We start from the raw sequence: 20576 nt of genomic DNA, 5'->3' as shown, positions 1-20576 counted from the left end.
GCCGTCGTCGTGTCAGGGGTGCTCCACGACGGTGGCGGTGCTACCCGATGCTGCAGGCCTCGCCGTTGACGGTGAAGGCGTCGGGCGTGCCCGCACCACCGTTGATCTGGACGCCGAGGTTCACGCTCCCGCCCGCAGCCACGGTGCCGTTCCACGGCATCGAGGTCGCCGACAGCGTCGAGCCGGTCTGCGTCCACGTCGCGGACCACCCGTTGGCCAGCGACTGGCCGGCCGGAGCCTCGAACTCGAGCTCCCACGCCGACCAGGCCGCGTCGCCGTCGTTCTGCACCTGGATGTCTGCCGTGTAGCCGGACGACCACCGGTTGCTCGCGTCGAACTCCACGGTGCAGCCACCCTCGGGCTCGGGCGGCCCGGCGAGCGTCGTGACGGTGACGGCGTCGGACGGTGCAGACCGGTTGCCGGCGGCGTCCCGTGCCCGGACCGAGAACGACGACTCGGTCTCCGGCGTCAGCCCGTCGACCGTGAAGGAGGTGCCGGAGGGCGTCCCGACCACGGTCCCGGCGCTGTCGAGGACCTCGTACCGCGTGACACGGACGTCGTCCGTCGAGGCGCTCCAGGTGAGCTCCGCCGTCGTGCTCGTGACGTCGCTCGCAGCAAGGTCCTGCGGGACGGTCGGTGCCGTGGTGTCCGGCATGCCGGACGACCCGCCCGCGACGTCGCTCACGGAGATGCCCGTCGTCGAGTCGACGCCGCCGAGGGGCACCTGGTGGTCGAGGGAGACGAACTTGCCGTCCTCCTGCCAGAGCGTCGGCTCGAGGATCGCGTACTTCTCCTCGTCCCAGGTCGCCCAGTCGTTCAGGAGCAGGCCGCCGGTGTCGCCGGAGTTCGGGTTGATGCACCAGAACGTGTGGTGGAGCTCGTAGTCGACGATCGTCTCCTGGAGCGCGAGCATCCACTTCTCGTTCTTGTCGCCGTCCAAGAAGCCGCCCCACTCACCGATCAGGAGCGGCGAGGTGTTCTCCTTGTGGAGGTAGAGCCAGTTCGGGTCCCAGACGTCCGCCTCGAGCGAGTCGCGGTCCCAGTCGTCACCCTCGAACCACTCCTGCTCGAAGACGAGGGGCCCGTAGTCGTGCGGGGAGTACATGATCTGGTCGTTCAGGTCTCCGGCGACCTCCACCGGGTGGTCCGCGGCGCCCCGCAGGTTCCCGCCCCACCAGTTGAAGTAGTAGTCGTCCTCGTCCTGCGACTCCCAGTTCTCCCCGTCACGCGGGTAGGCCTCGTTCCCCTCGACGAGGATCAGCAGGTTCGGGTTGATCGCGAGGATCTTCTCGGCCGCGGTCTCGGCGACGTGCTTCCAGTTGTCCGGGTCGGTCGAGTCGTCCCACTTGGCGCGCGGGTCCTGCTTCTGGGTGCCGTGCGGCTCGTTCTCGAGGTCCGCCGCGACGATCGTGTCGTTGTCCTTGTACTCCTGCGCCAGCCACTCCCAGCCGGCGTAGAAGTCCTCGGTGCTGACCGAGTCGGTGTACCACATGGGTGCGAAGTGGCCGGAGTTGTCGGCCTCGGCGCTGTGGACGTCGACGAGGACCTTCAGCCCGTACTTCTCGCAGAGCTCGAGCCAGTAGTCGAAGACCTCCTTGTTGTTCATCCCGACCAGCTCGGGGTTCGACGCCGTGTTGACGTTCGGGACGACGGTCTCGCCGTTCTTCCACTCGACGAGCAGCTCCGTCGAGACGGGGACGCGGACGAGGTTGATGCCGCGCTCCGCCATCTCCTTCGTGATCGTCTCGATGTTGCCGGACCACAGGCCGTGGAAGACGCGCTCCGTGGCGTTGAAGCCGAACCAGTTGGCACCGGTCATCCAGACCTCCTTGCCGTCGGCGTCCACCACCTTGTTGCCGTCGGTGGTCAGCCAGTCGTCGCCGTCGGTGGCGGGCGAGGAGGCCAGGGCCGACGGCGCGGCGGCCGGGGCCGAGGTGGTCGCGTAGGCGGCCGGCAGGCCCGTGGCCGCGAGCGCGAGCGTCGCCGCGGTGGCGAGAGCGGCGCGCCCGAGGGTGGCACGCCGAAGTGTGTGGGGTGTTCTCACGTCAGTTCTCCTGGGGTGTCGTGCACACGTCGTCGTGTGCGGGAAGGTGCGGCGCCGGGTGCCCGGCGCCGCACCGACGAAGGGTCAGAGCGTGGTGCACTCGTTCCCGTTGAGCGTCCAGCCCGTCGGGGCCGTCGGCGAGCCACCGTGGCTCGCGTTGTACCCGAACGACACGGACCCGCCGGCGGGCAAGGTGCCGTTCCACGGCATGGCGCCGACGGTCACGTCGCTGCCGGACGTCGTGAACTGTCCGGACCATCCGTTGGAGATCGTCTGGCCGGCCGGGAGCGTGAACCCGACCTCCCAGCCGGAGACCGCGGACCCGGAGGTGTTGGTCACCGTGACGTTGGCCGTCAGACCGTCGTTCCAGGCGTTGGGCGCGGCGTAGGACACGGTGCAGGCACCGGCCGGAGGAGCAGCGTCGGTGGTCACGGACACGGCGGCCGACGCAGCCGACGTGTTGCCCGCGGCGTCGGAGGCACGGACGGCGTAGGAGTACGCGGTGTCCGCCGAGAGGCCCGTGTCGGTGTACGACGTGGTCGTCACCGTGGCGACGACGGCGCCGTCGCGCAGGATCTCGTACCCGGCCACGCCTGTGTCGTCCGACGACGCGGACCAGCTGAGGGTGGCGGCGGAGGCCGTGACGTCGCTCGCGCCCAGACCGGCGGGGACGGTCGGTGCCGTCGTGTCGGTGCCGGAGGCTGCCTCGTCGGTCGTGATCGTCACGGCGGTCGAGGCGATGGAGCGGTTGCCCGCAGCGTCCCGGGCTCGGACCGCGACCTCGTACGAGGTGTCCGCGGACAGACCGGTCAGCGTGGTCGACGTGCTCGAGCTGGTCGCGGCGACGGTCCCGTCGACGAGCACCTCGTAGCCGGTGACGGCCGTGTCGTCGGACGACGCGTCCCAGCTCAGGGCGACGGACGTTGCCGTGGTGGCACCGGCCGTCAGGCCGGTCGGGGCGGTCGGGGCCTCGGTGTCGGGGTCGACGGGGCCCTCGTCACCGATCGCCGGGTAGGCGTTGGCGACGAGCATCTTGAACTGTGCCTGGAACCACTTGCCGGACAGCGGTGCGCCGGGGAGCGCGCCGGTCAGGTTGCCACCGACCTGCGGGCCCGAGTAGGTCGGGTCGCACATCCGGTCGAGGGACTTGCCCTCGTCGTTCGGGATCTCCTCGGACGAGCCGTCCGACTCGCCCGGAGGCTTGACCCAGACGAACGCGTCGAGGTGCGACTCGTCGTAGCCCTCAGGGGCGACCGTGGGGCGCTCGCCGAGGCCGGCACCCGCAGGGTTGCACCAGGCGCCGCGGTGCGTGCGGCGGTCGACGCGGGACTCCTCGACGTAGGTGGAGATGTCCGTCGACGAGCTCGCGACCGTGGGCCGGTCCGGGCCGCCCCACCCGTTGCGGGAGGTGTCGATCAGCATGCCGATGTCGGCCGGTGCGCCCTGCGCGACCATCAGGTCGTAGAGGTGCGCGGTCCAGTCGAGCTCGTCGAAGTCGGGGTTCCACTCGTAGAAGTCGGCGGATCGGATCGGCAGGTTGCCGAGGCTGACGTCGGACGTGATGAAGGGCTCGTCGAGCGGCGTCGAGTTGGCCGTGTTGGTCACGAAGCCGGCGATCGAGGTCCACCCGGCGTCCGTGGACTCGACGACCTCGGCGAACTCCTGGGCCGACCCCTGGGCGTTGTTGTCCCACCCGAGCCATCCGGCGTGGGCGGCGTCGAGGTACGAGTACACGTTGCCGACGTCGTGCAGGGCGTCGAGCGTGTACGCGATCCCCTCCCGGTAGTACGGCGCCGCGACCTGGCAGGGCTGGTGGTTGGAGTTGGTGACCATGTTGGGCAGCGAGTCCGGCTCGATCGTCGCGACGATCCGCAGGTCCTCGTACTCGGGCTGGTCGAGCAGGTCGACGATCTCGTCGACGTACTCGGTCTTGTACCGCTCCATGCCCGCGGGCGTGGCGGGCAGCTCGCCGTTCGACGCGAGCGCGAAGCAGTCGCGCCCCGGCAGGTCGTAGACGACCAGGTTGAAGACCATCGGGACGCCCGGCTCCTTCTGGGCGAGCGCCTCGTCGAGGTGGAACTTCAGGCCGGGGCCGTCGGCGTTGCCGGCGATCGCGCTGATCCGGTCCATCCAGACGGAGGTCGGCTGGGTCGAGACGGCGAGCATGTCGCTCGCGAGCGCGCTGTCGTCGACCTCGGCCGCGGCGTCGACCACGGCCTCGGACCAGAACGGGTTGACGTACTGCGTCGCCCCGACGAACGGGTTGTCGACGCGCGGCTCGGCTGCCGCGGCGGATTGGGTTGCGAACGCGCCGGCGCCGATGAGCGCGGCGGTCGCGACGACTGACGCGCCCTTGCGCAGTCGTTGAGGGGAACGTGACACGAGGTCCTCCCGGGGTCGAGCGTCCGTACCCCGGAGTCCCGGGGCACGCACCGCCGCGGGTTCGTCCGCAGCGACCCGTGCAACGTGACACGAGTCTCACCCGGGTGAAATAGACCTAATCGATTAGGTACTTCTCGGGGGTGGTGCGGTCGTCGCCCGCAGGATCACCTGCGGCGGTGCCGGGGTCCGTGCGTCGAGTACGGGCGCGGCGTCGTCCGGCGTCGCCGGGGCCGCACCGAGCAGCCCCAGTGTCGCGGCGCCGATCGCGGCGCCCAGCACAGCCCCGGGGAACGGGAGTGCGGTGATCGGCGGCTCGGCCAGCTGGCACATCGTGGAGTCCGACCCTGCGATCACCGAGAGGTCCCACGGGACCCGGAGGCCCAGGCGCCGAGCCGTGTCGAGCGCGATCAGCGCACCGTGGTCGTCGTCGGTCACCAGGGCCGTGGGGGCGTCGTCGGCGGAGAGCATCCGGTGGATCACGGTCGCGGTGCCGTCGTCACCGTCCCCGGTCGCGACGAAGAACTCGCCCTCGGCGGACTCGACCACGCGGCGCAGGACCCGGATCCGACGGGCGGTCGAGCGCAACGCCTCGCTGCCGCCGACGTATCCGATCCGCCGGTGTCCGAGGGCGTGCAGCAGCTCCACGGCCTCGACGAACCCGTCGTTGCCTGCGTCGACGACGGCGACGGACGGCGACGGCTTGCCCCCGCCGACGAGCACGACCGGCGCGTGCCGCCGGCGGAGCGCGCTGACCCGGGCGTCGTCGTCGGTCACGTCCGGGATGACGAAGGCGTCGAAGCGGCGCTCCGCCCACCAGCGCGTCGCGGCGGCACCGGCCTCGGCGTGCGTGGCTTCGAGGTGGAGCGCCAGCTCGACCCCGGCCCGGTTGAGCACCTGCTGCGCACCGACCACGAGCTCGAACAGGTGAGTCGACGGCGGGTGCGGCCGTGTGGTCACGAGCATCGCCACGACCTCGGACCGGGCACGCAGCGACTGCGCCGCGGCGTGCGGCCGCCACCCGAGCTGGTCCGCGACCCGGAGCACTCTGTCGCGGGTCGCGCCCGAGACTCCTGGACGTCCGTTGACGGCGTACGAGACCACCGCGGTCGAGACCCCTGCGACGCGCGCCACGTCGGCTATGGTCGGACGACCGGTAGCAAGCGGACGATTCGGGCGAGATGAAGTGACCACGGTCACGAAGCATGCACCGCATCGGCAGGCTTGTATAGCGGTACGGACGTTGACGACGACGTGGACGGGGGCGTGGCGATGGCGAGCACGCGCAGGTCGAGGGGTGGCGGCCCATGGACGCTCGGTGTCCTCTCACCGGTCGTCGGCGGGTACTACTTCGGCTGTCTCCTGAGCGGGATCGCGCAGAGCGCCCGCGAGGGCGGGCATCGCGTCGTGGCGGTGCAGACCTACCCCTCGGACCTCGAGCGGGACGAGTTCCCGGAACGCCCGACGGCGCGGTACCCCGTGGGCCTCGACCGCTTCGACGGCGTGGTCGCCGTCACGTCGGCCGTCGACCACGAGACGTTGCGCGCCGTCGAGGCGTCGGGCGTGCCGCTCGTGCTGCTCAGCGAGCGCGCCGAGGGGGTCTCGGCCCCGGTGGTCACCCCCGACAACACCGGGGGCGTGCGGCTGGCCGTCGAGCACCTGATCGGCCACGGTCACGAACGGATCGGGTTCGTCGGAAGCCTGCTCCAGCCGGACATCGTCGAGCGGTACGAGTCCTACCGCTCGACGCTTCGTGCGCATGGGATCGCTCCCACCGATGCCTGGCTCTACCGCACGGCCGACAACCAGGAGGTCAGCGCGGCCGTGGCGGGTCGGCTCGCGGTGGAGGCAGGCCTCCCCACGACGGCGGTCGTCGCCGCGACCGACCGCAACGCCGTCGGGTTCTCGGCCGCGTTGCGGGCGCAGGGGCTGAGTCTTCCGCGGGACCAGGCCGTCGTCGGCTTCGACCACTCCGACTCGGGAGCGCGCGTCCGACCGCGTCTGGCGACGGTCGAGCCGCACCACGACCGCGTCGGCGCGCTGGCGGCGCGCCTCCTGCTCGCGAGGATCGGGGGCGAGGACGTCCGCGGCGACTTTCACTGCGCCGCCACGCTGGTCACCCGAGAGTCCTGCGGATGCCTCGGTGGCGGACGCGGCGCCGACCGGGCCGAGGAGGGCGAAGCCTGCCCCCGCGAGCGCCTGCTCACGACCGCCCGCTCGATCTTCGGGGTCTCCGGGGACGGCGAGTCCACGTCCGGCCGTGTGGTCCCGACCGTCGACGCCTGGCACGACGCGGTCTGCGAGGTCCTCGACCGCGGTGCGTCCGACCGGGCACCCGGGGCGCGGGCACTCCAGGCGATCGCGGACGCCACGGCGGCCCTGCGACCCCATCCCGAGGCGTTGGAGCGGTTGATCCCCGCGATCCGCGCGGTGGAGGACGCGGTCGCCGACCGGGTCCGTGCGCCGCGCCCGACGCGGGCCTCGGCAGCTCGTGTCCGGGCCGTCCGTGCGGTCGGGACGGACCTCGTCACGGCCGTGACCACCGGGTGTGCCCAGGTGAGTCTTCACCGCTCCGGCCGGCTCGAACGGATGATCGCCGATCAGTACGAGCTCGACCTCGACCTCATGCACGCCGACCGCGACGAGCTGCGCGGACTCGACTGGATGCCGCGCGGCCACCGTGGCGCGGCGACCCTGGCGCTGTGGGCCGACACCGCGGGACGCCAGGGTGCGGGCGGTGGTCGCGAGCTGGAGGTCGTCGGGACCACCCTCACGACGCCGGAGGCGCGGCCGATGATCGGCCGCCGGATCCCGCGGTCGGCATTCCCTCCGCCGGCTCTCGTGGGGACCGAGGCCGCAGGTGCGCCGATCACGTTCGTCATCCCCGTGACCTTCGAGTCGAGCAACTGGGGCGTGCTGATGATCGACGGCGCGGTCGACACCCGCGCCACCAGCGCCCGGGACAAGTTCGACCACTGGGCGGTGATGCTGGCGGTCGCGCTGGACCGTGAGGAGAAGGCCGCGGCGTCCCGCGAGCAGCAGGCCGCGCTGGAGAGGGCCGCCGACCGGGAGCGGCGGCTCGCGCTCGAGGTCCGGGCCTCCGCGGAGCGGTACGCGCTGGCCGCGGACGCGGCGCTGGAGGGGACGTGGGACTGGGACGTCGTCTCCGGCGTCGTCTTCTACTCGGCCCGGTGGAAGGCCCTGCTGGGCCACACGGACGACGAGGTCGGGCAGCGCATCGACGAGTGGACCGGGCGTGTCCATCCGGAGGACCTGCGCGAGGTGCAGATCGCGATCGCGGCCCAGCTGGCCGGGGACCGCGACCCGCTGGTCCTGGAGCACCGCCTGCGAGGGGCGGACGGGGAGTACCGGTGGATGCTGTGCCGGGCCAGGACGGTCGACGACGACGCCGGCCGGAGGGCCCGGATGGTGGGCATCCTCGTCGACAACTCGGATGCGAAGCGTCGCGAGGCGGAGCTCCGGAGCCGGGCTCTCGTGGACCCGCGTACGGGGACCGTGCACCCCGAGCTCTTCGCCGACCGGCTCGACGGGGCCATCGGGCGGGCCCGTGGTCCTGCGGCCTACGACTCCGGCGTCGTCGCGGTCGACGTCCCCGAGGCGAGCGACGTGACGCGCTCCGTCGTGCGCTCGGTGCTCGAGCCCGGGGACAGCCTGTGCGTGCGCGACCGTGAGCTGCTCGTGCTGATGGACGGAGACTCGCCCGGGTCGAGGGCCCGGCGTGCCGCCGCCCTCCAGCAGCTCCTCGGCGACGACGCGCAGTGCGCGTCGGTGACGTCGCTGATGCCGTACACCACGGCGGAGGAGGTGCTCCGCGAGCTGCGCGCGGGCCTGTCGCAGGAGCGCGCCCGTCTCAGGCACCGTCGTCGTGAGTCCTGACGCCCGCGGTGGTGGGAAACTGGGGGCGTGAACTCTGCAGCGTCCCTGAACATGCCCGCCGAATCCGCGGAACTGCCCGGCTGGCGCCACGTCTACTCGGGCAAGGTCCGTGACCTCTACGAGCCCGACCTGCCGAGCTACGGCGGCGTGCACCCGCTGGGGGACGTCGTCCTCGTCGTCGCGAGCGACCGGGTCAGCGCCTACGACCACCTCCTGCGCCCGGGCATCCCGGACAAGGGGACCGTGCTGACGCAGCTCAGCCTGTGGTGGTTCGACCAGCTCGCCGACGTGGTGCCCAACCACGTGGTCTCGACGGACGTCACGGTCGAGCCGGGGGACGGGCTCGTGCCGTCCGACGTCGCGGGGCGGGCCATGATCTGCCGCCGCCTCGACATGTTCCCGGTCGAGTGCGTGGTCCGCGGGTACCTCACGGGTTCGGGGCTGGTTGAGTACCGCGCGGGCCAGAACGTCTGCGGCGTGCCGCTGCCGTCGGGTCTCGTCGACGGGTCGCGGCTGCCGGAGCCGATCTTCACGCCGGCCACCAAGGCCGAGCTGGGCGACCACGACGAGAACGTGACGTTCGAGCAGGTCGCGGCCACGGTCGGCGACGACGTCGCGGCCCGGCTGCGCGAGCTCACCCTCGCCGTCTACGCCCGGGCCGAGCAGATCGCCCGCGAGCGCGGCGTGATCCTCGCCGACACCAAGCTCGAGTTCGGCATCGACCCCACGAGCGGCGCGATCACGCTCGGCGACGAGGTGCTCACGCCCGACTCCTCGCGATTCTGGCCGGCGGACCTGTGGGAGCCCGGTCGCGCCCAGCCGAGCTTTGACAAGCAGTACGTCCGCGACTGGCTGACGTCGCCGGCCTCAGGCTGGGACAAGGCCTCGGACGCGCCCGCGCCGACGCTGCCGGACGATGTCGTCGACCGCACGCGCGACCGCTACCTCGAGGCCTACGAGCGTCTGACGGGCTCGCGTCTGTCCTGACCCACCGCCGTCGACGGTGAGTGAGACGCGAGCGGGACGACGACGCGGGGCCGGTAGGATGTGCGCGGAATCCCGGTGTCGTGGTCCGGCCCGCCCCCGTGGTGGAGTCCGCGGCCAGGCGCCACCATCCCGAGCGCTCGAGGAGCCACCGTGGGACGCGTCGTCGTCGAGGTCATGCCGAAGCCCGAGATCCTGGACCCGCAGGGCAAGGCTGTCGTCGGGGCGCTGCCGCGCCTCGGATTCACCCAGTTCACCGGGGCCCGTCAGGGCAAGCGGTTCGAGCTCGAGGTCGAGGGTGCCGTGACGCCCGAGGTCCTCGCCGCCGCGCGCGAGGCGGCCGAGACGCTGCTCTCCAACCCGATCATCGAGGACGTCGTCCGGGTGGCCGACGCCTCGGAGGAGACCGCCTGATGGCTCTCGACTCCGCCCGCATCGGCGTGGTCACGTTCCCGGGCACGCTCGACGACCGGGACGCGGCGCGTGCTGTGCGACTGGCCGGCGGCGAGCCGGTCTCCCTCTGGCACGGCGACGCCGACCTGCAGGGTGTGGACGCCGTCGTGCTCCCCGGAGGGTTCTCGTACGGCGACTACCTGCGCGCCGGGGCGATTAGCCGCTTCGCACCCATGATGGACATCCTCGTGGACGCCGCGAAGGGCGGTCTGCCCGTCCTCGGCATCTGCAACGGCTTCCAGGTCCTGACCGAGGCGCACCTGCTGCCGGGGTCGATGATCAAGAACGACCACCTGCACTTCGTGTGCCGTGACCAGCAGCTGCGCGTCGAGAACGCCGAGACCGCGTGGACGCGCGACTACACAGCGGGCCAGACGATCACGGTGCCCCTGAAGAACCAGGACGGCCAGTACGTCGCCGACGAGCGCACGCTGGACGAGCTCGAGGCCGAGGGCCGGGTGGCGTTCCGCTACCTCGGTGGCAACCCGAACGGGTCGCGCCGCGACATCGCCGGGGTCACGAACGCCGCGGGCAACGTCGTCGGACTCATGCCGCACCCGGAGCACGCCGTCGAGAAGGGCTTCGGCCCGGACTCCGACGACGGCGCGCGCGCCGGGGTCGACGGGCTCGGCTTCTTCACCTCGATCCTGAGCTCGCTCGTCCACGCCTGACGTGGTCACGGACCCGGGGACACGGATCCGCGAGGTCGCGTGGTCCAACCCGCTGGCGGTGGAGCTGCGTCGGGAGTTCTTCGAGCGGACGAACCTGCGGCTCTACCCTGACGGGTTCGGCCATCTCGCGCCCCGCGACGTGTGGGACGCCGACGACGCGGCGATCGGGCGGTCCGTCGTGCTGACGCTGGTCGCGCTCCGCGACGGGGTCCCGGTCGGGCACGCGGCGCTCCGGGCCCCGGATGACGGCGCACCCGCCGGGTCGGTCGAGCTCGCCAAAGTCTACGTCCGGGACCGGGCGCGACGGTCGGGCGTCGCCACCCGGCTCGTCGAGACCGCCGAGAGCGCTGCCCGCGAGCAGGGGTTCGCGTCCGTCGTCCTCGGGACCGGTCCGCTCCAGCTGGACGCCGCGGCCGCGTACGTGAACCTCGGGTACGCACCGATCACGCCGTACCCGCCGTACGACTCGTTCGGCGACGCACTCTGCTTCGCCAAGCAGCTGTGACGAGGACGGCGTGCTGAAGCCGGGCGGCACGACCGAGATTCGCGCCGTCCCGTGGGGCGCACCCGAGGCCGTCGGCCTGCGACGTGAGTTCACCGAGCAGAGCGATCTCCGCCTCTACCCGCTCCTGTTCGGACATCTCGCGAGCCGGCCCGCCTGGGACGCCGACGACGCCGCGACCGGTCGGGCCGTTCTCCTCACCCTGGTCGCGGACGTCGACGGCCGACCCGCCGGGCATGCCGCGCTGCGCACGCCCGAGGTCGGTGCTCCCGAGGGAGCGCTCGAGGTGACCCGGGTCTTCGTCCGGGCCGGTGCCCGACGACGTGGGGTGGCCTCGATGCTCCTGGCGCACCTGGTCGGCACGGCACGAGATCGCGGGGCGAAGTCCCTCGTCCTGGGCACGGGACCGTCGCAGCCCGAGGCGATCGCCACGTATCGTCGGCACGGATTTCGCCCCGTCGAGCCGTACCCGCCCTACGACCGCTTCTCCGCGCCGCCGTACGACATGTACGGTCCGGCGCTCTGCTTCGCCAAACCTCTCTGACCGGATCCGGTGCGAGGGTTCGTCGACACGCTCCAGGACGACCAGCCCCGAGGAGCCCGTGCGGCCCCTGCCCTGACCGGCCCGACCGTGCTCAGCGCAGCGCGTCGGCCAACAGCTCGAGGGTCGCTGCCCGACCCGGAGCGGCGTCCATGGGGTCGGACTCGCGCGATCCGGAGACGGGCACGAGCATGAGCTCGTCGACCTCGTACCGGTCGGCCAGGCCGCGCAGACGGCCGGCGGCCTCGGCCGGCGTGCCGATCACCCAGCGGTCGCGCATCGCCGCGATCGCCTGCTCGCCGGCCGCGTCGAGCGGGGCGGCCTGCGCCTGCTCGACGGTCTCCTGGGGGCCCATCGGCTTGCCGGTCACCAGACGGGCCATCGAGCGGAGCTGCGGGAGCGCGCGTGCGTGCGCCTCGTCGGAGTCGTCGGCGACGGAGACGTTGAACGTCAGGAACGTCGTCGGGCGGGGGAAGGCCTCGCTCGGCCGGTAGTTCTCGCGGTAGAGGCGGAGCGCGCCGTCGATGCCCTGGCCCGAGAAGTGCGACGCGAACGCGTAGGGCAGTCCCTGCTCGGCGGCCAGACGAGCCGAGTAGTCGCTCGACCCGAGCAGCCAGACCGTCGGTGCGCTCGTCGCGGCCGGGGTCGCGCGCACGTGGTAGTCCTTGCCGTCGCCCAGGCGGAGGCTCGCGCCGTCGGGCGAGGTGAGGGCGAGGATCTGGTCGACGTGCTCAGGGAACTTCTCGACGTCCGACGTCGGCCCGGTGGCCCGCAGCAGGTACGTCACCACGGGGTCGGAGCCTGGTGCCCGCCCGATGCCGAGGTCAATCCGCCCGGGGGCGATCGCCTCCAGGGCCGCGAACTGTTCGGCGACCACCAGCGGGGAGTGGTTCGGCAGCATGACGCCGCCCGAGCCGACGCGGATGCGCTCGGTGCGCGAGGCGGCCGCGGCAATCATCACCGGGGGCGTCGACGCCGCCACAGCCGGCATGTTGTGGTGCTCGGCGAACCAGTAGCGCTCGAACCCGAGACGGTCGGCGAGCTGGACGAGCGACAGCGAGGCGTGGATCGCCTCCGCGCTGGACTGGCCCGTGCGGACGGGGACGAGGTCGAGGACGGAGAGGCGCGGCGTGGTAGTCATCGCCGGGTACAACGCCGCGTCCGGCACCGATGTTCCGTCTCGTCCGTCACGTTCGCGCGGCCCCCCGGGGCGGCGATCGCGTCAGCCCGCGGCGAGCGCCTGCTCGACGTCCTCGATCAGGTCCGCGGGGTCCTCGAGCCCGACCGAGAGACGAACCGTCGTCTCGGCGATTCCGACGGCCGCGCGGCCGTCCGGTCCGAGCTTGCGGTGCGTCGTCGTCGCCGGGTGCGTGATCAGGGACTTCGTGTCGCCGAGGTTGTTCGAGATGTCGACGACGCGGAGTGCGTCGAGGAACTGGAACGACCGCTTCTTCGCCGTCTCGGGGTCCGTGCCGGCGGGGACGTCCAGGTCGAAGGTGACGACCGTCCCGCCGCCGGTCTGCTGCGCGCGGGCCAGGTCGGCCTGCGGGTGTGAGTCGAGGAACGGGTAACGCACGGCCGCGATCCCGGGGAGCGACTCGAGCTGCTCGGCGAGCCGGTGAGCGGCGGCGTTCTGCGCGCGGACCCGGACGTCGAGGGTCTCGAGGCCCTTGAGCAGCGTCCAGGCGTTGAACGGCGACAGCGACGGGCCGGTGTTGCGGATCATCGTCTTCACGGGGCCGTCGATGTAGTCCGACGACCCGAGGATCGCCCCGCCGAGAACACGTCCCTGGCCGTCGATGTGCTTCGTCGCGGAGTACACCACGGCGTCGGCACCGAGCTCGAGCGGCTTCTGCATCAGCGGTGTCGCGAACACGTTGTCGAGGACGACGAGCGCACCCGCACGGTGCGCGAGGTCGCAGACCGCACGGACGTCGACGATGTCCTGCATCGGGTTGGACGGGGTCTCGAAGAAGACGACGTCCGCCGGCGTGGACAGCGCCTCCTCCCACTGGGAGAGGACGTGACCGTCGACGTAGTCGGTCTGCACACCCCAGCGCGCGAAGATCTCGTCGAAGATGACGAGGGTCGAGCCGAAGAGGGCGCGGGCCGCGACGATGCGCGATCCCTGGCCGACGATCGCCGCGAGCGACGTGAAGACGGCCGACATCCCCGTCGCCGTGGCGAAGCAGGCCTCGGCCCCCTCCATCAGGCGCATCCGCTCCTCGAACGTGTGCACCGTCGGGTTGCCGTACCGGGAGTAGATGAAGCGGTCGGCGTCGCCGGTGAACGCGGCCTCGGCCTCGGCGGCTGACTCGTAGGCGTAGCCCTGGGTGAGGAACAGCGCCTCGCTGGTCTCGCCGAACTCGGAGCGGCGGTGCCCGCCGCGCACGGCGAGCGTCGCCGGACGGGCGCTCGCGGGCAGAGGCCCGCGCGCACGGCCTCCGGGCACCTCGCCGGGGCCCGAGGGGCCCGCGACGGACCCGTAGGGCGCGCTCATGCGGAGGTCCACGTGGTGCTCGGCAGGCCGGCGACGCGCCACCCGTTCTGGTTGCGGACGCCGAGCGCGTCGGCGTCGCCCTCGAAGCCCTCGAGCACGTTGTACGCGGGGCCGAGACCGGCCGCGGTCGCGGCGGCGGCGGCACCGATCGAGCGGTTGCCCGACCGGCAGAGGAACACGAGGGTGCGCCCGTCGCCCGGCGTCACGCCGGCCTCGAGGATGGGGTCGAGGAAGTGCGGGTTCGGGCCGAGCTGGGTGACCCAGGGGGTGTACACGGTCTCCTTGTCGAGCGAGGAGACGTCGGCGACGCCGATCGTGCGCCACTCGCCCTCGGTGCGGACGTCGACGAGCACCGCACGCTCGTCGGTGGCGAGGATCTCCCACGCGTCCTGGGGGGTGATGTGACCGGCAAAGCCGTCGGCGGGTCGGATGTCCGGGGTGCTCATGAGCTCCTCCATCGGTCGTGGCGGTAGCACCCGCGCCCTGAGGGCCAGGGGGGTTGCTGCGGCGTCATCGTGCCAAGTCACTCAGCCGCTCTGGATGGTTGGAGGGATCGTACGTCACGGCGGACGGGCGTCAACACGCCGTCTCAGAATTGATGCCCACGATGCGAGATCGGCTTTTGACAGGCCCGGACCGGCTCGCCATTCTTGGAGGCAGGTCATGAGTGCCAGCGCGAAACCCCGGTTTGCTGGCCGGCAACCCTCCTCCCACGGTGGGGTGCCCCGGGTGACGACCCGGCCGTTCACCAGGTGGTGCGCGGCAAGCGTGGGACGCCGCGGCGTCCCGGATCTTGGAGGACTGCAGTGAGCGCACCAACTCTCGGGACCACGGTCTGTGACCACCTGGACCCCGTGCTCCCCGTCACCGGCGCCGAGACCCTCGTCCCGCGGGTCGGTGCCGCCCCGATCCGGTACGCCAACCTCGACGTCGCCGCCTCGGCCCCCGCCCTGGCGAGCGTCGCCGAGCGCGTCGCCGAGGTGCTGCCGCTGTACGCGAGCGTGCACCGCGGTGCGGGGTACCTCTCGCAGGTCTCGACCGCCCTGTACGAGGCCTCCCGGCGCACCATCGGCGACTTCGTCGGCGCACGGCCGGACGACGTCACGGTCGTCACGCGCAACACCACCGACTCGTTGAACCTGCTCGCCGGCTGCGTCCCCGCGGGGCCCGACGGCCTGCCGGGTCGGGTCCTGGTGCTCGACCTCGAGCACCACGCCAACCTGCTGCCCTGGCAGCGCGGGAGCGCGACGGTGCTGACCGCCGCACCGACGGTCTCCGGCACGCTCGCGGCCCTGCGCGCCGAGCTCGCGCGGACCCCCTACGTCCTGCTCGCCGTCACCGCGGCGTCGAACGTCACGGGGGAGTCTCTGCCCCTCGCGGACGTCGTCAAGATCGCGCACGACGCCGGAGCCCGGGTCGTCCTCGACGGCGCCCAGCTGGTCCCGCACCGCAGGGTCTCGCTCGCCCGGAGCGGCGCCGACTGGATCGCGTTCTCCGGCCACAAGACCTATGCGCCGTTCGGCGCGGGCGCGCTCGTCGGCCGCCGCGACTGGCTCGACTCGGGCACGCCCTACCTGGCCGGTGGCGGGGCCGTGCGTCAGGTCGGGCTCGACGAGACCCGGTGGCAGTCCGCACCGGCCCGCCACGAGGCAGGGTCGCCCAACGTCATCGGCGCCGTGGCGCTCGCGGCGGCCTGCGACGCGCTCGCGGCGGTCGACCCGGCCGAGCTCGCCGAGCACGAGGCCGTGCTGCGACGGCGCCTCGTCGACGGCCTGTCGGCGATCGAGGGGGTCGAGGTCGTCAGCCTCTGGCCCGACGCCGAGGACCCGGTCGGTGTCGTGACGTTCGCCGTCGAGGGGCACGACCCAGGCTTCGTGGCCGCCTACCTCTCGGCCGAGCACGGCATCGGTGTGCGTGACGGACGGTTCTGCGCCCACCCGCTGCTCTCACGGCTCGGGCTGACCGGCGGGGCCATTCGCGCCTCGGTCGGTGTCGGTACCGCGGGTGAGGAGGTCGAGCGCCTGATCCGTGCCCTCGAGACGTTCGTCGCCCAGGGCACGCAGGTGGAGTACACCGTCGTGGACGGCTGCTGGACCGTCGTCGACGACCCTCGTCCCGTGCCCGCCGGCTCCGGGCTCTCCGGTCTCTTCGCCACGGCAGCGGCCGGCTTCGTCGCCGAGTCCGCCGGATGCGGCCCGCTGCCGGAGTAGCCGCGAGCGGCGAGACGACGGTCCGGCGCCGCCCGGCCTCGCACCCTCACCTGGCAGCACGACGGCCCCCACCCGCAGCGGGTGGGGGCCGTCGTGGTCAGCGTCAGTGCTTGAAGGCGTCCTTGGCCTTCTCGCCTGCCTGCTTGACGTCGGAGGAGGCCTGGTCGGCCTTGCCCTCGGCCTCAAGACGCTCGTTGTCGGACGCCTTGCCGGCGCCCTCCTTGATCTTGCCCTGAGCGTCTTCTGCTGCGTTCGAGATCTTGTCGCCGATACCCATGTGCTGCTCCTTTCGTCGGTGAGACCGACCGTAAGGAGGTCGTACGGAACTCGCACGCCGAGACCGTCAGCGTGGTGTCACCGACCCGTTGAGGTGCAGCAGACGCTTGCGCGCATTCCATCCGGTGATGGACCACACGCCCTCGGTGCCCGGCCGGACGGAGACGTCCACGACGCCGGGCAGCACGACCGGACGGGCGAACTGCACGTCCCAGTCGTAGGCGTCGCCCCGCGCCGGCCCGACCTGCGCCAGGGCGCGCGCCGCCGTGTACATGCCGTGGGCGATGGTGCGGGGAAACCCGAAGGCCTTGGCGCCGAGCACCGAGACGTGGATGGGGTTCCGGTCGCCCGAGACCGTCGCGTACGCCTTGCCGACCCGGGCGTCGAGCCGCCACCGTGCCGTGGGGAGCGGCGGGACGAACTCGGGTCGCTCCGTCTCCTCGGGAGCCGGGGCGAGGTGGACACCCTTGGCCAGGTACGTCGAGACGCCCGTGTACGCGGGGGAGTCGTCCCCGATGACCGTCACGTCGGTGACCAGGTCGACCTGGGTCCCGCGACGGTGACCGCGCAGGCCCTCCGCCCGGGCCGTCACCGTCACCGACTCGCCGAGCTCGACGGGACGGAAAAGGCTGACGTGGTTCTCGACGTGGACCATGCCGAGCAGCGGCAGAGGGAACTCGGGCCGCACCATCAGGGCCGTCGCGAGCGGGAACCCGAGCACGTGAAGGAACCCGGCAGGCATCGTCTCGCTCGGGCGCTCGCCGACCAGCCGCTCGTACTCGGCCAGGCGGCGCGCGACGTCGTCGCCCGAAGTGGAGACCTCGGCCACCCGCAGCGTGGTGTCCGGCAGCGTGGTGGTCTGCGGCGCGTCCGACCCGGGCAGCACGCGCCGCGCCGCGGCGACGCCCGAGCCGGACGCGCCACGGACGAACGACCCGCCGAGCGGTGGGATCTGCCCGAGCTCCTCGACGGTCACTGGCCCACCAGGTTCTGCCCGCACACGCGGAGCACCTGGCCGTTGACGCCCGTCGAGCCCGGCGACGCGAGGAACGCGATGGCCTCCGCGACGTCGATCGGCTGACCGCCCTGCTGCAGCGAGGACGCGCGACGCGCCACCTGCCGTGCGATCGCGGGGATGGAGGCCGTCATGTCGGTCTCGATGAACCCCGGGGCGACGGCGTTGGCCGTGCCGCCGACCGCGGCGATCAGCGGTGCAGTCGCACGCGTGTGCCCGATGACACCGGCCTTCGAGAACCCGTAGTTCGTCTGCCCGCGGTTCCCGGCGATCCCGGACGTCGAGGCGAGCGAGACGATGTGGGGTTCTCGGAGAAGCCGTTCGCCCCGAGCAGGTACTCGTTGATGCGCAGCTGGGCGTCGAGGTTCACCGCGATCACGGCGTCCCACTTCTCCGGCTTCATGTTGGCGAGCAGCTTGTCCCGCAGGATCCCGGCGTTGTGCACGAGGACGTGCAGGCCGCCGTGGCGGGCGCGGGCGTGCTCGAGGATCCGCGCGCCGGCGTCGGGTGCGGTGACGTCGAGCTGCAGCGCGGTACCGCCGACCTCGTTGGCCACCCGGGCGAGCGAGTCACCCGCGGCGGGGACGTCGACGACGACGACGTGCGCGCCGTCGCGAGCCAGGGTGCGGGCGACGTCCGCCCCGATCCCGCGGGCCGCGCCCGTCACGACGGCGACGCGGCCGGCGAGCGGGCGAGTCCAGTCGAAGTCCGTGGCGTCCCAGGACGGGCCGTCACCGACCTCCAGCAGCTGCCCGTCGACGAACGCCGACTTGCTGGAGAGGAAGAAGTGCAGCGCGGCCAGCACCGACGGGTCGCCGACCTGCGCGGCCTCGGTGAGCTGGATGCCGTTGCCCGTGGCCCCGCCGCGCAGCTCCTTGGCGAGCGACCGCAGGAACCCGTCCACGCCGTTGCGGGTCGCGGAGAGCGCGGGGCGTCCCCGGCCACGGTGGCACGGGAGATCGTGACGACCCGGCCGTTGCCGGCGAGGTTGCGCAGGTTCGCGCCGATCGCGAGCACGGTCTCGGAGAGGTCGGTGGGCTTCTGGGCCTCGGTCATGACGGCGACGATCGCGCCCCACCGCAGCGCCGGGTCGGGCGTCGAGCCCGCGGGCACCTGGCGGACGTCGAGGTCCAGCCGAGCAGTGCGGCGGCGACGCGGTCGGCGTCGTCCTCCACGCCCGGCGCCCGCCGACGACGAGCACCGGGCCCGTGGTCAGCGGCTGGCCCGGCGCCCAGCGGCGCAGCACGGCCGGACGCGGCAGGCCGAGCTTCTTGGCGAGCGTCTTGGTGACGCCGGAGTTGACGGCCTTGAGGTAGGAGTCAGCCATGTTTCACGCCTCCGTTCCGGTGGTGCTGGTCGCGCTGGTCGAGCCTGTCGAGACCGAGCCTGTCGAGACCGAGCCGTCGGCCGCGGACTCGATGATCGCCGCGACCCCGAGGCCGCCGGCGGCGCAGACCGAGATCAGCGCGCGTGCGGGCCTGCCGGTCTCGGCGGCTCGTTCTGCGACCAGCTTGGCCGCGGTGGCCACGATCCGCCCGCGGTGGCGGCGAACGGGTGTCCCGCGGCGACCGACGAGCCGTTGACGTTCAGGCGTTCGCGGTCGATCGAGCCGAGGGGGCGTCGAGGCCGAGCTCGGTGCGGCAGTAGTCGGCGTCCTCCCACGCGGCGAGCGTGGTGAGCACGGTCGACGCGAAGGCCTCGTGGATCTCGTAGAAGTCGAAGTCCTGGAGCGTGAGCTCCTGCCGGGTGAGCAGACGCGCGACGGCGTGGGCGGAGCCATCAGCAGGCCCTCGTGCCGTGCACGTAGTCGACGGCGGCGGTCTCGGCGTCGACGACCTTGGCGAGGACGGGCAGGTTGCGCTCGGCGGCCCACTCGCGCGAGGCGAGCAGGACGGCGGAGGCGCCGTCGGTCAGCGGGGTCGAGTTGCCTGCCGTCATGGTCGGCTCGGTGCCCCTCGAGGTTCTTGCCGAAGACGGGCTTGAGCCCGGCGAGCTTCTCCATCGTGCTGTCGCCACGCAGGTTCTGGTCCCGCGTCAGCCCGCGGAACGGGGTGACGAGGTCGTCGAAGAACCCGGAGTCCCACGCGGCGGCGAGGTGCTGGTGGGCTCGCCAGCGCGATCTCGTCCTGCGCCTCGCGGGTGATGTCCACGTCGCGGTCGTCACGGCCTGGTGCTCACCCATCGACATGCCGGTGCGCGGCTCGTCGGTGCTCGGCGTCAGCGGTGCGATGTCGGCGGGACGGATGGCCGCGAACGCCTTGAGGCGTGCGCCGAGCGTCTTGGCGTGGCCGGCCTCGAGCAGTGCACGGCGCAGGCCCTCGCTGACGGCGATGGGGCGTCCGAGACGGTGTCGGTGCCGCCGGCGATGCCGGACTCGACCTGGCCGAGCTTGATCTTGTTGGAGATCGTGACGACGGCCTCGAGGCCGGTCGCGCACGCCTGCTGCAGGTCGTACGCGGGTGTCTGGGAGGAGAGCGACGAGCCGAGGACGGACTCGCGCACGAGGTTGAAGTCCCGGGCGTGCTTCAGCACCGCGCCACCGACGACCTCGCCGATGCGCTCGCCCTGCAGTCCGTACCGGGCGACGAGACCCTCGAGCGCCGCGGTGAACATCTCCTGGTTGCTCGCGGAGGAGTACTTGCCTCCCGCGCGGGCGAAGGGGATCCGGTTGCCGCCGACGATGACGGCCTCTGCTGCCGGGGTGTCGTTTGGTTCTTGCTCGTGGCCACAGCCTGGGCTCCCTTGCGTCGGTTGTCGTCCTCGGGGCGGGATGGCGCCTCACGAGGTGTCCAAGACCCACAGTACCTGATACTCTCGGTTCCAGGTGAGCCCAGTCACAGGCTCCCTCCCTGCGTGCCCAGCGTAGGGACGACACCGACGTCGGGCAGCAGGAGGAACGCGTGGGCAACAACCAGCCTGCCACGGTGGACGGCCGCTCCACCCGATGGGACGACCACCGCGCCGCACGCCGCCGAGCTCGTCCATGCCGCGCGCAAGGTCGTGCACAAGAACGGACCCGCCGTGTCGATGGACGAGATCGCCACCGCCTCGGGCACATCCAAGTCGATCATCTACCGGTACTTCGACGACAAGGTGGGCCTGCA

Annotated in this window: 15 protein-coding genes, 3 pseudogenes and 2 riboswitches; of the genes and pseudogenes, 8 read left to right on the top strand and 10 right to left on the bottom strand. The window is 72.3% G+C overall.

Annotated features, from left to right (window positions below):
- Window positions 1-40: 40 nt before the first annotated feature.
- The 3 genes from BLU20_RS00090 to BLU20_RS00080 form a co-directional block, all read right to left on the bottom strand.
- Entirely contained in the window at window positions 41-2044 is a 2004-nt protein-coding gene (locus BLU20_RS00090) for a cellulase family glycosylhydrolase (RefSeq protein ID WP_083371104.1), read from the bottom strand.
- 84 nt (window positions 2045-2128) lie between these two features.
- Window positions 2129-4426 (bottom strand): glycoside hydrolase family 6 protein, encoded by a 2298-nt coding sequence (locus BLU20_RS00085; RefSeq protein ID WP_083371103.1) that lies wholly within the window; start codon window positions 4424-4426, stop codon window positions 2129-2131.
- Between the two features lie 123 nt (window positions 4427-4549).
- Window positions 4550-5557 carry a LacI family DNA-binding transcriptional regulator gene (locus BLU20_RS00080; protein ID WP_157270189.1) on the bottom strand — a complete coding sequence of 336 codons (1008 nt, stop codon included), beginning with the start codon at window positions 5555-5557 and terminating at the stop codon, window positions 4550-4552.
- Window positions 5558-5695: 138 nt separating this feature from the next.
- Here BLU20_RS00080 and BLU20_RS00075 point away from each other — a divergent pair, with 138 nt between their 5' ends.
- The 6 genes from BLU20_RS00075 to BLU20_RS00050 all read left to right on the top strand — a co-directional run bounded on the left by BLU20_RS00075 (window position 5696) and on the right by BLU20_RS00050 (window position 11474).
- Window positions 5696-8320, top strand: a complete 2625-nt coding sequence (locus BLU20_RS00075; protein WP_157270187.1) for a substrate-binding domain-containing protein — start codon at window positions 5696-5698, stop codon at window positions 8318-8320.
- A gap of 51 nt (window positions 8321-8371) precedes the next feature.
- Window positions 8372-9307, top strand: coding sequence for a phosphoribosylaminoimidazolesuccinocarboxamide synthase (locus BLU20_RS00070; RefSeq protein WP_083372846.1), 936 nt, complete (start codon window positions 8372-8374; stop codon window positions 9305-9307).
- A gap of 150 nt (window positions 9308-9457) precedes the next feature.
- Window positions 9458-9718 carry a phosphoribosylformylglycinamidine synthase subunit PurS gene (purS, locus tag BLU20_RS00065; RefSeq protein ID WP_029251918.1) on the top strand — a complete coding sequence of 87 codons (261 nt, stop codon included), beginning with the start codon at window positions 9458-9460 and terminating at the stop codon, window positions 9716-9718.
- Window positions 9718-10428, top strand: coding sequence for a phosphoribosylformylglycinamidine synthase subunit PurQ (gene purQ / locus BLU20_RS00060; RefSeq protein WP_083371100.1), 711 nt, complete (start codon window positions 9718-9720; stop codon window positions 10426-10428). Before purS ends, purQ begins: the two co-directional genes overlap by 1 nt.
- Before the next feature lies 1 nt (window position 10429).
- A complete protein-coding gene (locus BLU20_RS00055; RefSeq protein ID WP_083371099.1) occupies window positions 10430-10933 on the top strand; it encodes a GNAT family N-acetyltransferase in 504 nt (167 codons plus the stop codon).
- Window positions 10934-10943: 10 nt separating this feature from the next.
- Window positions 10944-11474 (top strand): GNAT family N-acetyltransferase, encoded by a 531-nt coding sequence (locus BLU20_RS00050; RefSeq protein WP_083371098.1) that lies wholly within the window; start codon window positions 10944-10946, stop codon window positions 11472-11474.
- Window positions 11475-11565: 91 nt separating this feature from the next.
- On the opposite strand, the gene BLU20_RS00045 is transcribed toward BLU20_RS00050, so the two are convergent.
- From BLU20_RS00045 to BLU20_RS00035, 3 genes are all read right to left on the bottom strand, one after another.
- Window positions 11566-12612, bottom strand: coding sequence for an LLM class flavin-dependent oxidoreductase (locus BLU20_RS00045; RefSeq protein ID WP_083372845.1), 1047 nt, complete (start codon window positions 12610-12612; stop codon window positions 11566-11568).
- A gap of 81 nt (window positions 12613-12693) precedes the next feature.
- Window positions 12694-13971 (bottom strand): O-succinylhomoserine sulfhydrylase, encoded by a 1278-nt coding sequence (locus BLU20_RS00040; protein ID WP_083372843.1) that lies wholly within the window; start codon window positions 13969-13971, stop codon window positions 12694-12696.
- Window positions 13968-14417, bottom strand: coding sequence for a rhodanese-like domain-containing protein (locus BLU20_RS00035; RefSeq protein WP_083372844.1), 450 nt, complete (start codon window positions 14415-14417; stop codon window positions 13968-13970). Before BLU20_RS00035 ends, BLU20_RS00040 begins: the two co-directional genes overlap by 4 nt.
- 5 nt (window positions 14418-14422) lie before the next feature.
- Window positions 14423-14518, bottom strand: a riboswitch (SAM riboswitch).
- A 112-nt stretch (window positions 14519-14630) separates the two neighbouring features.
- A riboswitch (SAM riboswitch) is annotated at window positions 14631-14746 on the top strand.
- Window positions 14747-14777: 31 nt separating this feature from the next.
- On the opposite strand from BLU20_RS00035, the gene BLU20_RS00030 reads away from it, so the two are divergent.
- A complete protein-coding gene (locus tag BLU20_RS00030; protein WP_083371097.1) occupies window positions 14778-16181 on the top strand; it encodes an aminotransferase class V-fold PLP-dependent enzyme in 1404 nt (467 codons plus the stop codon).
- 103 nt (window positions 16182-16284) lie between these two features.
- Here BLU20_RS00030 and BLU20_RS00025 read toward each other — a convergent pair whose 3' ends face one another.
- From BLU20_RS00025 to BLU20_RS00010, 4 genes and pseudogenes are all read right to left on the bottom strand, one after another.
- Window positions 16285-16458, bottom strand: a complete 174-nt coding sequence (locus BLU20_RS00025) for a CsbD family protein (protein WP_081829562.1) — start codon at window positions 16456-16458, stop codon at window positions 16285-16287.
- Window positions 16459-16524: 66 nt separating this feature from the next.
- Complete coding sequence (locus BLU20_RS00020) at window positions 16525-17433, bottom strand: MaoC family dehydratase (protein WP_083371096.1); 909 nt, start codon at window positions 17431-17433, stop codon at window positions 16525-16527.
- Window positions 17430-18799: pseudogene (locus tag BLU20_RS00015) on the bottom strand (3-oxoacyl-ACP reductase). Before BLU20_RS00015 ends, BLU20_RS00020 begins: the two are co-directional and overlap by 4 nt.
- Window positions 18800-18883: 84 nt before the next feature.
- Window positions 18884-20154 (bottom strand): annotated as a pseudogene (locus BLU20_RS00010) (acetyl-CoA C-acetyltransferase); the annotation flags it as partial.
- Window positions 20155-20372: 218 nt separating this feature from the next.
- On the opposite strand from BLU20_RS00010, the pseudogene BLU20_RS00005 reads away from it, so the two are divergent.
- Window positions 20373-20576, top strand: a pseudogene (locus BLU20_RS00005) (TetR/AcrR family transcriptional regulator); the annotation flags it as partial.

The organism is Paraoerskovia marina (assembly GCF_900105445.1).
Lineage (GTDB): Bacteria > Actinomycetota > Actinomycetes > Actinomycetales > Cellulomonadaceae > Paraoerskovia > Paraoerskovia marina.
Note: the sequence above shows the minus strand (reverse complement) of the source record. Positions and strands in the feature narration are given on the sequence as shown.